Annotated in this window: 11 protein-coding genes and 1 tRNA gene; 6 read left to right on the top strand and 6 right to left on the bottom strand. The window is 62.3% G+C overall.

Going from position 1 to position 15526, the window contains the following annotated elements; genetic code table 11:
- The coding region (locus tag C486_RS12075; protein ID WP_008456511.1) for a hypothetical protein at positions 1-329 on the bottom strand (329 nt) is incomplete at its 3' end.
- Positions 330-715: 386 nt separating this feature from the next.
- On the opposite strand from C486_RS12075, the gene thrC reads away from it, so the two are divergent.
- The 3 genes from thrC to C486_RS12090 all read left to right on the top strand — a co-directional run bounded on the left by thrC (position 716) and on the right by C486_RS12090 (position 3407).
- Complete coding sequence (thrC, locus tag C486_RS12080) at positions 716-1975, top strand: threonine synthase (protein ID WP_008456515.1); 1260 nt, start codon at positions 716-718, stop codon at positions 1973-1975.
- A gap of 90 nt (positions 1976-2065) precedes the next feature.
- Positions 2066-2404 carry a hypothetical protein gene (locus tag C486_RS12085; protein WP_008456517.1) on the top strand — a complete coding sequence of 113 codons (339 nt, stop codon included), beginning with the start codon at positions 2066-2068 and terminating at the stop codon, positions 2402-2404.
- Positions 2405-2507: 103 nt separating this feature from the next.
- The gene (locus C486_RS12090) at positions 2508-3407 is read left to right on the top strand and encodes a transcription initiation factor IIB (protein ID WP_008456521.1); all 900 of its coding nucleotides are present in this window, start codon (positions 2508-2510) and stop codon (positions 3405-3407) included.
- A gap of 162 nt (positions 3408-3569) precedes the next feature.
- Here the strand turns inward: C486_RS12090 and C486_RS12095 are convergent, their stop codons facing one another.
- On the bottom strand, positions 3570-9014 hold the full coding sequence (locus C486_RS12095) for an LAGLIDADG family homing endonuclease (RefSeq protein WP_008456523.1): 5445 nt from the start codon (positions 9012-9014) through the stop codon (positions 3570-3572).
- Between the two features lie 61 nt (positions 9015-9075).
- On the opposite strand from C486_RS12095, the gene C486_RS12100 reads away from it, so the two are divergent.
- A complete protein-coding gene (locus tag C486_RS12100) occupies positions 9076-9312 on the top strand; it encodes a hypothetical protein (protein ID WP_008456525.1) in 237 nt (78 codons plus the stop codon).
- A gap of 216 nt (positions 9313-9528) precedes the next feature.
- Here the strand turns inward: C486_RS12100 and C486_RS12105 are convergent, their stop codons facing one another.
- Positions 9529-9777, bottom strand: coding sequence for a hypothetical protein (locus C486_RS12105; protein ID WP_008456527.1), 249 nt, complete (start codon positions 9775-9777; stop codon positions 9529-9531).
- 488 nt (positions 9778-10265) lie between these two features.
- A tRNA-Pro gene (locus C486_RS12110) sits at positions 10266-10338 on the bottom strand.
- Between the two features lie 83 nt (positions 10339-10421).
- Here C486_RS12110 and C486_RS12115 point away from each other — a divergent pair.
- A complete protein-coding gene (locus tag C486_RS12115; RefSeq protein WP_008456533.1) occupies positions 10422-10676 on the top strand; it encodes a pro-sigmaK processing inhibitor BofA family protein in 255 nt (84 codons plus the stop codon).
- 20 nt (positions 10677-10696) lie between these two features.
- Here the strand turns inward: C486_RS12115 and C486_RS12120 are convergent, their stop codons facing one another.
- Together C486_RS12120 and C486_RS12125 are read right to left on the bottom strand one after the other, a co-directional pair.
- Positions 10697-11389 carry a DUF7504 family protein gene (locus C486_RS12120; RefSeq protein WP_008456535.1) on the bottom strand — a complete coding sequence of 231 codons (693 nt, stop codon included), beginning with the start codon at positions 11387-11389 and terminating at the stop codon, positions 10697-10699.
- 134 nt (positions 11390-11523) lie between these two features.
- The gene (locus C486_RS12125) at positions 11524-13590 is read right to left on the bottom strand and encodes a DEAD/DEAH box helicase (protein ID WP_008456538.1); all 2067 of its coding nucleotides are present in this window, start codon (positions 13588-13590) and stop codon (positions 11524-11526) included.
- A gap of 178 nt (positions 13591-13768) precedes the next feature.
- On the opposite strand from C486_RS12125, the gene C486_RS12130 reads away from it, so the two are divergent.
- Positions 13769-15526, top strand: a 1758-nt coding sequence (locus C486_RS12130; protein WP_008456540.1) for a methyl-accepting chemotaxis protein, incomplete at its 3' end; no start/stop codon positions are given.

Raw genomic sequence — 15526 nt, forward strand, 5'->3', positions numbered from 1 at the left:
ATGATAACGTTGCCGAGCCACAGGACGACTCCGTAGCCGAGACCGAGGACGGCCCCCGTCGGAATCGATTCCGAAAGCGAGCGGAGCCGCCGGTGGTACGCGATGAGGCCGTATCCGGCACCGAAGACGGCGCTGTAGCCGATGTGGATCATCCACCACAGCTGAAACTCGGGCAGCGTCGTGAGGACGCCCGCGGTCGGCCCCACGTTCCCAAGTATGGTCAGCATCGGTCTGATGGCCCCCACGATCCCGCCGAGGAGGATCGCGTACGGCCAGTACGAGTAGACGACGAGCGATCGGCCGACGTGTTGATTCCGTTCGGTGGCCATACGTGGAGCGTGGTACGATATTCCAATATATCTCTAGTAACGTTTCCATACGATGGGAACGAGATGTAACGGCTCCTGTCGCCACTCCTGACTGAACCGTGGTTGGGACCGGCGACGAACACGACGCTTCGTTTCAAACGGCTGGTTAAACCCGACTCGAGGGTGACTCGGCTCCGTGCTTCGATCGAGGATCTCGAGACGGACGCGGTCATGGACGAGATTTGGGACGGCCGACGACCGGTGAATCCGACAACAGCGGCACGGACGGAGACCGAACTGAGACTGCGGTCCGACAGATCGGGGGACTACCGTGAGACCGGCGTCCGGTGACCGGCCGTACTGCCGAATCCACTTGCTTTTTGCACGTCGCCCCCCTCTGCCCGACAATGAGTCTCAGTCTCTCGGCCGAGCGGCCGGAACGACCCGACGACGCCGACGACGGCGTCTGGCTCGAGTGTATCGAGTGCGGCGAGACGTTCGCCCCGTTCGACGACGTTCGATACACCTGCGACGAGTGTGACGGACTGCTCGAGGTCCGATACGCCGACCTTCCGACCTTCGACGATTTCGAGGGGCGGGGCGTCTGGCGCTACGCCGACGCCTTGCCCTTCGAGTCCGGCGTCTCGATTCAGGAGGGCGCGACGCCGCTGTACGAGGTCCCCCGTCTCGAAGACGAGATCGGCATCGAAGCCCTGCGGATCAAACACGAGGGGATGAACCCGACGGGCTCGTTCAAGGACCGCGGCATGACCGTCGGCGTGCGGGTCGCGACGGAACTCGGCGTCGGTCGGCTCGCGTGCGCATCGACGGGGAACACCAGTGCGGCCCTCGCCGCTTACGGCTCCCGCGGCGGGATGCAGACGCTCGTACTCCTCCCCGCCGGCAAGGTCGCCGCCGGAAAGATCGCCCAGGCGAGTCTCCACGGTGCGCGCATTCTCGAGGTCGACGGCAACTTCGACGCCTGTCTCGACATCGTCCAGGAACTCGCAGGTCAGGGCGAGGCCTACCTGTTGAACTCGCTGAACCCGTTCCGGCTCGAGGGCCAGAAGACGATCGGCCTCGAGATCCTCGAGGGCTTTCTCGCGGACTACGACACTGTCCCGGACCGAATCGTGTTACCCGTCGGCAACGCGGGCAACACATCGGCGCTGTACAAGGCCTTCCGCGAACTCGTCCAGGCCGGCGCACTCGACGAGGCCGACGTGCCGAAACTGACCGGCGTCCAGGCCGAGGGCGCGGCCCCGATGGTCGAGGCGATCGAGAACGGGGCCGACGAGGTCCGCCGCTGGGAGGACGTCGAGACGCGCGCGACCGCGATCCGGATCGGCAATCCGGTCAACGCGCCGAAGGCACTGCCGGGAATCCGCGAGACCGGCGGCACCGCCGTCGCGGTCTCCGACGCGGAGATCACCGCGGCCCAGCGCGACATCGCCGGAGAAGGGATCGGCGTCGAGCCCGCCTCCGCCGCCTCCGTCGCCGGCCTCCGAAAGCTCCGAGCCGAGGGCGTCGTCGACGACGACGAGCGCGTCGCCTGTCTCACTACCGGCCACCTGCTCAAGGACCCCGACGCCGCGGCCGCCGCCGGCAGCGAGCCCGACCCCGTCCCGGCCGAGACCGACGGCGTGCTCGAGCAACTCGCGGAGTAACGTCGGTCGGACGCACGACCCGTGTCGGACGCGTCTGACACCCGACTGACTGAGCTTTTTCGGGGTCGGGACCGAAACCGAACGCGTCCCATGTCCGCCGAACGACGAGGTTCCGGTTTTATCACCCCCGCCGAGCAACGGACTCGAATCGATCGCTCGCGTTCGACCCTCGAGTCGAACCGAGTCGCTGACGGCCCGTCGTCTCACGCCACTCTCGACTCGGACCAGCATGCATTACCGCTGTCCTACGAGATCGAACGAACCCGACTCCACGCTCGGATCGCCGCGCTCGAGGACGCGTTGGAAACGAGCGAAACCCGTCGACAGGCCGTGATCGATCAGTACGAACGGCTGTTGGCCGAGCGGACGGAGTCGTCACGGTCGCCGTCGAACTCACAGTCCCTGCTCTCACGACTCGTCGATCGATAAGCGCCCCGTCCGGCCCGTACTTGCTGGCTCTCCGCGAATCATTTATCTATTCCAATACTTTAAATATGAAGCCAGGAGAACCGAATGTAGAAGGTAATAACCAATGGCAGATTCCGATTCGGCTGCGATCTGCCCCGAGTGTGACGGCAGATTACGGAGGGAGGGTACTGAAATCGTCTGTGAACAGTGCGGGTTGATCTCCGCGGAAGACGCGATCGACCGCGGACCCGAATGGCGGTCGTTCGAGGACGACGACACCGACCGGCGTCGAACCGGTGCCCCGCTCACTCGCTCGCGACACGACCGGGGACTCTCGACGGAGATCGGGTACGGATCCGGCTCGGATTCGGGGTACAGTTCTCGGCTCACCGGTCGCAAACGCCGACAGATCGCACGCCTCCGCCGCGAGCACAATCGCGCACGGATCTCGTCGAAAGCGGAGCGAAATCAGGTCTACGGGTTCGCCGAAATCAGGCGGATCACCGCGTTGCTCTCCCTGCCCGACTCCACGAGAGAACAGGCCTGTGTCCTCTTCGAGTCCGCTCAGTCTGACGGGCTCTTTCAGGGCCGGTCGCTCGAGGGCTTTGCTGCCGCCGCGATCTACGCGACCTGCCGGACGCGTTCGGTTCCCCGGACCATCGACGAAATCGCCGACGTGGCTCGCGCCGACGGCGACGAGCTCGAGGTCGCCTACGATGCGCTGAACCGCGAACTCGGGCTGCCGACGGGCCCGATCGATCCCACGCAGTACTTGCCGCGGTACGCCTCGAAACTCGACCTCGGCTCGGCCGTCGAGCGCCGCGCCCGCGAACACGTCGACGCCCTGCTCGAGGCGGGACTGATCGGCGGCCGCAATCCCAGCGGGGTCGCCGCGGGGTGTCTCTACAAGGCCGCCGGCGAACGCGATGAGTGGCCGTCACTGACCCAGACCGCCGCGGCGGAAGTCGCCGATGTCGCGGCGGTAACGATTCGGTCGACCGTGACGAACATCAACGAACTCTGACTGCGCTGCCGCGGGCAGTCCCCAACCGTAACGGACGGTGTCGCACCCGACCGGCGGACCGATGGGTGTCCGTCAGTCGTGCCGGCTCCGATACCCGTCGCCGATCGCTCGAGATCCGAGTCCGCCCGGACTCCGGACCCCGTCCGTGCGGGCGGTCGGTGGCTACGTCGTCCGGAGCGTATCCGTACTCGGCTCGTAGACCTCGCCTTTCTGTTTGAGTTTGTCGATCTCGTGTTCGGCCTTGGACTGGTCCATCCCGATCTCGTCGGCCCGTTCCATGACGATATCGACCGGGGCACCGTCGTCGTACTCCTCCTCGATATCGCTGATGAGCTGTTTGAGGTTCTTGATCCGGTCGCGCTGGGACTTCGAGGTCCCCGCCTCGACGATATCCGCGTCGAACTCGCCGGTCTCTGGGTCAACCCCCACGTCCTGGAGACACGACCGAACGATTTCGATGACCCGTTCGGCGTCGCTTTGCTCGACCGTATCCGACAGCCGAACGCGGGCGCTGGCCTCCGACAGCCGGACCAGCGCCTCGAGTTTGCGGGCCGTGACGGGGACCGCCGCGTCCTCGTCGGTCCCTTTCGACCGGAGATCGACGTAGAAATCGCGGATCGCGTTGCGGGCCTCCTCAGTCATCCGCGGGTGGCAGTTCTGTTTCGCGTACGCGATGTACTTGCGTAGGAGTTCCGCGTCGATCTCCGGATCGACCTGCTCTGTCATCTCGTCGATCTCGCCCTGACTGACCTCGAGTTGATTCATCTCCTCGCGCTGTGTCGTCAACTCGCCGGCGTAGTTGGTCGTGATGATGTGTTCCGCGAGGTTGCGGTCTTTCTCCTCGTCGGGCGTGTCAGTCACGGTAAAGATCAGGTCGAACCGCGAGATCAGCGCCGGCTCGAGGTCGATCTGCTCGCTGATCGGTTCGTACTGGTCGAAGCGACCGTACTTGGGGTTTGCCGCGCCCAGCAGCGAACAGCGGGACTTGAGCGTGGCGTTGATCCCCGCCTTCGAGACCGAAATCTTCTGTTGCTCGAGGGCCTCGTGCATGGCGCTTCGATCCTCAGAATTGTGGACGACCATTCCGTTCGCGATGAAATTGTGCGTTCCTTCGACGGTGAGGTCGTATACCCGCGGCTCCGCCCGCCGCTCAATTTTTCCGAGCAGCTCTGCGATCCGCTTCCGTTTTCCCTCGAGCAACTCGCCACAGACGGAGCGGACGGTATCGAAGTTTCCGATATCGACAGTCCCGGTGAACCATCGTGAAACCGTGGACCCGTCGACGTCCATCTCCGCTGCGACTCGGCGGAACGAAATTCCGTGTGCTTCCAGTTGCTTCCGCAGTCCGTCCCACGTTTCGGCTGCTTCGTCCGTCTCGATCAACGACCGTGCCTGTTCCTGAACCGAGTCGATAGTCTCTGCTCCGATTTCATCGGCGAGTCGTTGTTCGAGCACCTGTACTCTAGTGTCGGTGTGATCTCGCGATGTTGTCGATCGAACGCTCGCTACGCGACGCCACTTCACGTCGGCTTTAATGAGGTTTCGGAGCGGTTCGAGATTGACCGATGCCGGCGTGGCGAGCAGCTCCCGAAGCCGTCGTCGAACTCGTTCTCGAAGTTCAGTATCGCTCCCCCACTGGGTCGAGAGATGTGGCTGAGAGACGCATAGCTCTGCCGTTAGCTCCTGCTGTGAGACGTGGTATCGCTCACGGAGTTCCTCTAGCCGCGCCCAGGATGTCTCGGACGTGAGTTCGTCGTAGTGATCGCCTGCAGTCGCTTTCCTGTCTTCGAACGTCTCGAGAATCCGCTCCGAGAGCCGCAGCGATGCGTTCGCATCCTCGTTCTCGAAGTTACAGTAAGTCGAATCGTTGTCGAGACCGCACTCGGATTGATGGAGACGAAGTGCTCCGCGTGCCTGTTCGAACAGCTCTCCACACTCCGGAAGTACGTCCAAAATCGTTCGGGTTCCGGTCGTTCGTTCGCTTGCTCGTTCCAACGCACGCTGCTTTCGCTCGAGAGTGAATCCGATATGACGATCGAAGGCCTCCAACGATCGGTCGGACGTGATTGCGAGGATGAACAGATCACGCTGATCTTCGTATGTTCGTGTTTGGATCTGACTCGAGATACCGAACTCGAGCAGGAGCATTTTCATCCCGAGTAGTAGCTCGTAGCTCGAGGAATGGATCTTGACGGCGCGTTCGCCGACCGTCCCTTCCGAATCCGCGAGGGCGCGGACGAACGCGGCTTTCGTTTCTCTGGACGCCTGGGTAACTGCCTTCGGAAGTCGTTTCCCGTCGTACGTCTCGAGGTTTGCACCCGCGTCGAGAAGTTCGTCGACGTACTGTTTTCCGTGGATGCGGACCGTTTCGACACCATCGTCGCGTTGTTCACTCGGGTGGCGGACGGGCTGTGTATCGAAGGCTTTCGTACAGGCCTTTTCGAAGTCGTTCAGAAGCGCTGCTTCTTTGTTCGTAAAGCGGAAGCCGTAGCTTCCATCTTCTCGATTGTAGATGACGTTTCCATCGCCGGCGATATATCCCAAAATCGCACCGTGGGCAGCGGTTAGATGCTCGATATCTGCACCGCTCTCGGAAGCCGGCAACACGCTCACGCCACCGTCTGTGATCGCCGCCGGAACCGCTCGAGGAACGTATACCCAATCGCCCTCACTGAGGTGCTGTGCGTGGCGTTCTTCTCGCTTCCCATCCTCCAGAACGAAAAACGGGTGGTCGGCTGTCGTCGCTAGCTGCTCCCCGCTCTCCAGTTCGATTTCGCAGAGTTCGTTTGGTGCGTCGTATTCGTGGACCGCAAGGACGTCACGTTTAGTTACGGCCCCGTCCGCAGTCATCGTCCAGACCTCTGTATCGACATCTCGGATCGTCCGGCCGTTCTCGAGTGATTCGATCGAGCCATCAGTAGCCGATTCGTATGCGAGTTCACGGATTGGTTCGATGCCGTTACCAGTGTGGACGAGTGTTTCTCCTGTCACACACCGCATCTTGTCGAGTTCGTCGATCGCCGCGATCCCCTGATCGGCGAGGACGAGCGCACCGGCCTCGAGGCTCCACTGCTGGCCGTCGCCGAAGTCGTCGCGAACGGCCGCGGCGGTGAGACCGGCCGAGGACGACCCTTTCCCGGAGGTGTAGACGGCCCGCGGCGCGATGTTTTCGATGTATGCCAGCATCTGGGAGTTGTGCGAAACAAGACCATTCGAAATGTAGTTGTGAGTGCCGTCAATTTCGAGATCGTACACCCAGTCGTAGTCGGGCTCGACTTCGTCAATCGACTCGATGCAGTCCCAATATACGTCACCGTTAGCTAACCGTTCGAGAGCAGCGATACCCCGTTCTACTGCTCCTCCGTCAGTCACTGCAACGTCTTCGCTCGAGTTCTCCTCTTTTGGAACTGCATCTTTGAAAGCTGAAACCATCCGCTGCAGACTCTCTCGACTCGGATTTCGCGATCCCCGTTCGTAATTCTGATATGTCGATCGGGAAAGCCCACATTCTGCCTGCGTAAGCGAGAGCGATTCTCGGATTCGGCGAAGTTCCATTCCGATATCCGGAACGATATCGAGATTCGTATTTCCGTCTGTCCCAGTATCTTGGCGGGTCGCCTGTTGCTTCCGCTGAGTTATGAATCCGATCTCGGAAACATACTTTGCAAATTCGTCGCCGCTAATTCTGAGTCGATAACTTCCGTTCTGTCGATCATGGAGCTGCGAGCGGATCCCTACTGACAGAAGGAGTGTCCGAACGTTTTCGAGTAGCTCACGACTCATCGAAGCGATAGTGATCTCTCGCTGTGACTCCGAAACGTGGCCTTCTCCTTCGATAAACGCTTTGAGGAACGCGGATCTAACTGGTTCAGTGGCTCGAAAGAGAGGATCGGGAACACACTGGTTATCGGACGAGTCAAGAAGACGGCTCTCTAGAGCGTTGAGAAAACTCACGAACTCTCCCGCTGAACAGAGCAATTCACGCGCATCTTTTGATTCGTGTGGATCGCGCTCAGTTGTATTCAGACCGAGTTTCGCCATCGCACTTGCTGCGTCATCCAGCACTTCCCGATCGTTGTTCGTGATCGAAACGAAGCCCGTCTTGTCGTCACGTTGCTCGACGTATCCTTCTGCGACGATGTAACCGATCAAGCGAGCCAACGACGGCGTCCACTCATCTGGCAATTCGAGTTGAATTGCGTTTCGCGACTGAGAGCGTCGGAACTCAACATTAAGCGTATTATCACGTTCCGTCGGGAGGTTGCGGGGAGCAGCGATGAATTGTCCCTCGCTAAGTTTGTCCGCACTAACCGGTGAGAACTGTCCCTCTCGCTGAACGAACAGCGGATGAGACGGCGTCACCTCGAGTTCTCGTCCACTTGCGGTTCGAATACGGTACATCCGATCGGGCGCTTCTCGCTTCCAAACTTTTGTCGCACGTTGACGGGCAATCGACCCGTCGTTTTGCAGCGATGGAACTGTGAGATCAATCTCGTCGTACCAGCCGTCATCGATTGGTTTCGGGTCCTCGAGATTCGATTCGACGAGCTCGCGGATCGGTACGGTTCGCCCATCTGCAAGCGTGACTTTCGTATCACCATGGACGCACTTACCAGTACCAGGGTCCCCGATCAGGAGCATATGCAGGTCGCCCCGGATTCGCGAGCCGTCGGGGAGCTGCTTCGTCACGCCGGAGAACAACTGGAGGATCATCGAGAGCTTCTCCTGCTCGTAGCCGTATATCGAGGGGGCAATGGAGGCGACCATCTTCTCGTAGATTCCCTCGGCACTCGAGAGGCGGACGATCTCTGCTTTGTCCTCGCCGGTGATGTCCATGTCCTCGAACTGCTCTTCGTCGATCTCGACGGACATGCCCTCCATGTAGAAGTCGAAGACGGGCGATTTCTCCTGTTGGTCGCCTTGCTGCTCGAGGCGGAGGACGCCGGTCGCGGAGACGTGGTCGCCGGGCGTGACCTCGCCGGTGATGTCGTCTTCGATGTTGATGTCGAGGGCCTGCGGGGTTTCCCCGCCCCGGAGTCCTTCGGGACTCTCCTGAACCCGGAGCTTCTGTGAGTCGACGAACTCGGACTGGTCGAAGTTGACGCGGAAGGGACCCTGTCGCTCACAGCCCTGACACTCGTGGGGCTCCTGAAAATCGCCGCTGGACTGGGGGACGCGGGTAAGGGTGCCACAGAGTTGGCACTCGAAGGCGGCTTCCTCTATTTTCGGGCGGACGTCGGTCGCTTTCCTGACGATGCCGTGAACCTGGACGAGGGAGTTCATGTCCCGGGCGCGGATCTCCCGGATCTCGGGTGACTCCGTCTCGGGGAGGTTTCGGACCCGGACGTGTGCCTGGCCGAGGCTGACGTCGATCGGGAGGTCGTAGAGCCGCAGCGCCTCCTCGGCGTAGCGCTGGAGCTGTTCGGGTTGATTGATGAAGTCGTCCGCGAGGTCGGGATCGAACCGATAGAGGTCCTGCCAGTCGACGTGAAGCGAGCGCTGTTCGTTGGGATACTGCTGGGCAAGCTGCTTGATCTCGTTGTCGTAGTAATTGCGGAAGAACTGCTCGAAAGAGTCGACGAGTTCGGAATTTCCCGCTTGCGCCATTGCACCTCCCTAGGGCCGCCATCCGGTATAAATGGTCGTATACCGGGGCGGAACTGAACTCATGTCCCGCTCGCGTCGCAACGCGGGGCGACTCGCTGGTCGTGTCCGCGACGTACCCGTCACCGCCGCGCCGTCGGCAAGCCCGTCGCTGGCGACGCCGAGCATCGTGATCGATCGCAACGCCTCCGCGATCCGTCGGCGCTGCTCGAGGGGGCACGGCGTTGGGACGGACCGATTCGGCGGCGCAGTCCGCGTCGCCCTCCCGTCACACGTTGGAGCGAGCGTGATGACCACGTAGGCTCATCCGTGAGATCCATGTCGACTCACTCCGAACGGACGCGAATTGCGGTCCGATGCGAGAACTGTGGTGCGATCCTCGTCGCCGAAATCGAACGGGACGGTTCCGTTCGGCCGCTTGTCCCGAGCGTCAACTGTATCTGCGGTGACGGAGCCTTCACCTGACTCGAGTACCCCGCTGCGGCCGGTCACTGATCCGTCGCCCAGCGCGGTCGCCCTAGCTTCTCGTATGCCTGTTGACAGTGAGTGTGTCATATACGACGAAGAGAGAGGCTGGAACAACGAGGACCCATCCAACGTACGAGAGGGGTGGTGATTTGAGCAAGGCAAGGAAAACCCCGACGAGAAGCGCAATCCCAAAGATGAGGCGTGTGACGATTCGTGTGAGTGTCAGATCGTGATAGAAGTATTCGAACAATGGATCAACGAAGATGCTTTCGAGTATCTCTGTCAGGAGGGAGTCCATATCACACACAGTTCATATCAGGAATAAAAATTTAACGATTGGCCAAGATCATACGTTCTCGCGAACTCGAGGACATCGCCGTCAGCCTTCGGGCTCTCGAGTTCCGACGCTCGAGAACACATGGCGATCCCTCCCTGTTCCGAACCGCGCGCGTACACTTGGGATGGAGACGGTAAAGCGCGCCGACGGCTCACCGCACCGCTCGCATTCGTCGGACTCGACGAGGCGACTCAGCGGCTACCTCCGTTTTCGTCGATAGTATGGGTCGTGCTACTGTCGGTCTCCAGTCGAAACGGGGCCCTTTTTCGAGTGTTGTCAAACGTTGTCGTATGTAACTTCACCCCCACCTTCTCGCGTATGTAACAAACCGTCGGTTCGTCCAGACGGGGGCGACCGTCACGCTGACCATCCCCAGAAAGCGGCCACTAAGTAGTGTGAGGATGATCGAAGTAACGCGGCAAAAACTCCCGCTTTACTGTTAAACCGTATGGGATCGCCCGGATTTGAACCGGGGTCACGGGCACCCAAGGCCCGAAGTATACCAAGCTAACCCACGATCCCGTACCACCCTCTACCGGGCGCACATCATAAAGGGTTTCGTTACGGTCCGAACCGTTTTGCGTGGTGGTGTGGTAGCGACGGCCATGGACGGCCTCGAGCTCCTGATTTTGGCCCTCGTCTTCCTCCTCGTCCTCGCTGCGGCACGGATCGTCCGGGTGGCCAGCCCGTTCATCGTCAACGCGGTGGTCGGACTCGTGGTGTTCTACGTCGCACAGGCTCTCTTCGGTCTGGCGGTGGCAGTGACGCCGGTTACGATCGCGATCGTCGCCATCGGCGGCGTCCCGGGGTCGCTGTTGGTCCTCGCACTATCGTTTTTCGGCGTCGCGTTCGTCCCCTGAGAATTCCTCGAGTCGCCGGCTCACTTCCCGAACAGCTGTGCGATGTCCTCGTCGGTCGCTTCGGTGACCGACTCCGGATCGGGCGCTCCATCACTGGCCGACTCCGTTTCCCACTCCGCTAGTAGCGACGTGACTTCCTCGTCGGTCGCCTCCGGGAGCGAGTCGCTGGTTTCCTCGGCGACGACGCTGTCGAAGATCGTCCCAAACGTGGAGACGACTCGATCCTCGTGGCGCGTCGGATCGAAGTGGCAGTGGGCGTAGGCGTCGACGCTCGAGAGACGGTTCATGAGGACGTGTGTGAACTGGAAGACGTCCGTGGGCGAGGTGTGTCGGAGGAGCGCATCGAGTGAGTCGAAACAGACGGTGATGTCCTCGTCGTTCCCGGCCCAGTGTTTGCAGACCCGGCTGATTGCGACGCCGATTTCCGAAAGATCGGTCGGATCGGTGACCGTCTCCGAGACGACGTGGTGGCTGAAATCGGATACTGACTCGTCATCGGTCAGGACGTTTCCGATGGTGATCAGTCCGCGTTTGCCGTCGACTGCTTCCGCGTCCGGACAGGTCGGTTCCTCGTCGGCGAACGTCACCGTGAGATGGGCCGTGCCGCCGTCGTCGTAACACAACTCCTCGCAAGCGGCCGGCTCGTCGTGTCTCGGGTGGACAAGCAGGACGTTCGCTGGCGGATCGATCGCGGCTGGCGTACTCGGTTCCATGGTGACGGTGGCGGGACCGTCTTCCCGCCGTTGGCCATCGATTGGGTCCTCTCGCCTTTTATCGTTCTGGCCGGCGACAGGGTAACTAAAACGGTTGTGGCCGTACTATCGACCCGCTACTCGTGGCCCCGTCGTTAGAGGTCGGCATCGCGTAGCTCGAGGTCCGCGACCAACTCGTAGGGGTGGGCGTCCTTCCGGATGCCGTCGATGAGCATGAACGCCTGACCGGGCTCCAAGAAGTGTTCGGTGACGACCCGGCCCAGCGGCGTGGGTTCGAAGCCGTCGATGAAGTCGTACTCGAGGAGTTTCCCGACGGCGTGTTTCGTGGGGATCTCGCCGAGCATCCGATCGTTGAGCGCCTTGGCGGCTTTGCCGCCGACGGTGATGTTCGCAAGCGTCTCCTCGACGGCGGCGGCCTCGTCGTAGTGGGTCATGACCGACTCCATCTCCCCTTTGAGCAGTTTGAATGCGACTTCGTCCTCGGTCATCTCCATCGAGTTGTGATAGACCGTCTCGGGTTCGACCAGGACGTACACTTTGCCCTTGTCGTGGTAGTCGGGCCGGCCCGCGCGGCCGAGCATCTGGTGGAACTCTTGGACGGAGAGCCACTCGATGCCCATGGCCAGCGAGTCGAAGATGACCTGCGAGGCGGGGAAGTCGACCCCCGCCGCGAGCGCGGCGGTCGTGACGACGGCCGCGAGGTCCTGGTCGCCGAACTTGCGTTCGACTTCCTTCCGACGTTTGTAATCGAGTCCGGCGTGGTACGGCGCGGCCGAGTAATCGAGTTTCCGCGAAATCTCGTGACAGCGCCGGCGGGAGTTCGTGAAAACGATCGTCTGCCCGCGATACCCCTTGGAGGATTCGCTGTCGAACTCGCGTCTGACGAGTTTGTTCTCGACGCGGACCTTCTCCTGCCCGTCGGCGAAGGTGACGTGGCGCTCGATCGGTACCGGCCGTTCTTCGAACTCGATGAGCGTCGCCTCGAGCGCTTCGGTAAGCTGTTCGGGGTTGCCGACGGTCGCCGAGAGGTAGACCCATTGTGCGCCACCGTAGTCGTCCCGTCGCGTGGCGCGTTGTTCGCAGGTGTACTTGAGCCGGGAGATGAGGCCGTCGAGTCGGTGCCCTCGATCCTCTTCTTTGAGGGTGTGGACCTCGTCGATGACGACGGTCCCGATATCGCCCATATCTTTGCCCGTCCGCAGGGCGTGGTCGATCCCCTCGTAGGTGCCGACGATGACGTCGGCGTTGGGGTCGAACCGCTCGCCCTCGTCGGCGACGCGGCTCGCGCCCACGCGAATCGAGACGTCGACGAGGTGGCCGTACTCGTCCTGAAAGTCCTCGTACTTCTGGTTGGCCAGCGCGACCAGCGGGACGAGAAAGAGCATCGTCCCCTCGTCGTTCAACACGCGGTTGATCCCCGCCAGTTCGCCGACGAGCGTCTTCCCGGTCGCGGTCGCCGACACCACGAGCTGGTCGTCGCCGTCGAACAGGCCGTGTTCGACCGCGAGGCTCTGGACCGGCAGCAGGGTATCGAACCGGTCCTCGAGCAGAGTCTGCAGACCGGGGTGCAGATCCAACGAGTCGGTCCGGACGGGATCGACCTCGTCGGTCGTCGCCGAGATGGTATCGAACTTCGTCAGGTCCGGATCGAGCTGGCCCTTGAGCAGGTTGACGATCCGCTCGAGATCCTGGACCTCCATCATGAGGTCTTCTAACCGTTCTTTCGCAGCGCCCGTCACCTCGCCGCCGCCGGAAAAGGACAGCTGGCGCTCGAGTTCCTGCCGAGCGCAGTCCCGACAGATCCAGTCGGAGTCGTCCTTGACGGCGGTCTCGGTGGTGATCGGGGAGTACCGGCCCGCGCCGGCACAGTACCGACAGGTCCGGACGGTCTTGAGCTTGTCCTCGAGTTGGTAGCCCGCGAACATCTCCCGGAGGTCGCGACGACCCTCGGCGGAGGTCTGTTCGGAGATGCGCAGCCGCGTGGCTCGGCGGGCGAGTTCGACGAACTCGTCGGGTTGGCGGGGCTCTTCGCTCGAGCCCTCCTTGAGCCGGAACTTCGCGGGGCGGGGGCCGGCCGAGGTCTCCGAGAGTCCGAGTTTCGCGCGGAACAGCCGTTTGCCGTCACGTTCGACGACGACGAGATAGTCATCGCCCGTCTCGTGACAAAAGATCGTTTCGACCTGCTGGACCTGCTTCGACACGACCACCAGTATGATGGGGCGGTATTTCAGCGGTTCGGACTGGGCCGATACGTCCCGACCGCTTGCGGCCGTCTCGTCGGCCGCGGCGATCGAGACGGTGGGTCGAATACGTGATATCTATAGTCGTATATAATACTCTTAGCGACTTACATACAGGTCCCGTCGAGTCTCCTACTCGATGGATCCGAATCCGTGGGCGGGTATGCCGGTCGTTCGTCGCAGCTACGCGTTGCGGTTTCTCGCCGCGCTCGTCGTCATCGTCGTCATCGTGGGGCTGTTCGGCGGGAGTATCTATGCACAGACCGGCACGGAACTCCGGTCGGATGTCGAATCGCAACTCGTCACCGATGCACAACAGGACGCCGACCGCCTCGAGATCTGGTTTCGGTCGACCGAACGGTATCTCGGATCGCTGCCCCGTTCGGTCGCCTTTCGCAACGACGACCGGGTCGCGATCACCGACGCGTTACACCGAATGACCGATCGCTCCGCGTTCGACGGCGCGTACTACGTCGATTCCGAGACGGGCGAGGTGCAGGCCAACGCCGGCACGAACGCGGTCCTGACCGACGACGGCCGCCTGAGCGACGTGGTCGCCGACCGACTCTCGACCGCGACCGAGGATGGGTCACAGGTCGTTTTTTCGGAGGCGTTCGAAACCGCTGCCGGCCGCCCCGCGATGCTCGCCGTCAGCCGGGTCCCCGGCGAGTCGGATCGCGTCGTCGTCGGGGTTGTCGACCTCGAGTCGCTGTCCCGGTACATGATTGGCACCGACGAAACCGACGAGGTGATCGTCACCGACGGGAACGGAACGGTCGTCCTTGCCGAGGATCGGTCGCTGTTGCTCGCGGACGACGCGATCGAGCCGGCGGACATCGCGAACGAAACGGGGACGACGTCGCTCACGGAGGGCGGCGACGAGACCGTCGTCGGTTACGCGGCGGTCGGGACCGAGGACTGGACGCTGACGACCCGCGTCCCCGCATCGCAGGCGTATTCCCTCCAGTCGACGATCTCGAACTGGATCCTCGCGATGCTTGCCGTCACCTTCGGGGGGATGGTCGTTCTCGGCCTGACCGTCGGCCGGAACACCGCCGGCGAGTTGCGGACGCTGTCCGACCGCGCGGCGGCGATCGAGGACGGGGACCTCGACGAGCCGGTCGAGTCGAGCCGACACGACGAACTCGGCGATCTCCATCGGTCGATCGACCGGATGCGGCGCTCCCTGCGCCAGCGTCTCGAGGAGGCCGAAACCGCACGCGCCGAGGCCGAACGGGCCCGCGCCGAGTCCGAGCGCTTCTCGCGGCACCTCGAGCGGACGGCCGACGAGTACGGCGAGACGATGCGGGCCTGTGCGGACGGCGACCTCACCCGGCGACTCGAGACGGACGCCGACAGCGAAGCCATGGACACGGTCGCGGCGGCGTTCAACGCCATGATGGACGACATCGAGGAGACGGTGGCCGCGACGCGAGCGTTCGCCGACGCGGTCGACGGCGCGGCGGAATCGACGGCCGACGGGGTCGTGGACGTCCGATCCGCGTCCGAACAGGTGACGACATCCGTGCAACAGATCGCCGACGGGGCCGAGCAACAGAGCGACCAACTCGCCGCGATCAACGACGAGATCGACGACCTCTCGACGACGACCGAAGAGATCGCTGCGATGTCGTCACAGGTCGCGACCCTCGCGGAACGGACCGCGACCGCGAGTGCGGACGCCCGCGAGTCCGCTCGGCGTGCGATCGAGGGGATGAACGCCATCGAACGGGAGGCCGACGACGCCGTTGCGGAAGTCACCCGGCTCGAGGCGGAGATCGAGGCGATCGACGACCTGCTCGAGTTCATCGGCGACGTCACCGACGAGACGAACATGCTCGCACTCAACGCGAGCATCGAGGCCGCACGCTCGACATCGACGCTGTCTCTTATACAC

It is taken from the genome of Natrinema gari JCM 14663 (assembly GCF_000337175.1).
GTDB classification, from domain to species: Archaea; Halobacteriota; Halobacteria; order Halobacteriales; family Natrialbaceae; genus Natrinema; species Natrinema gari.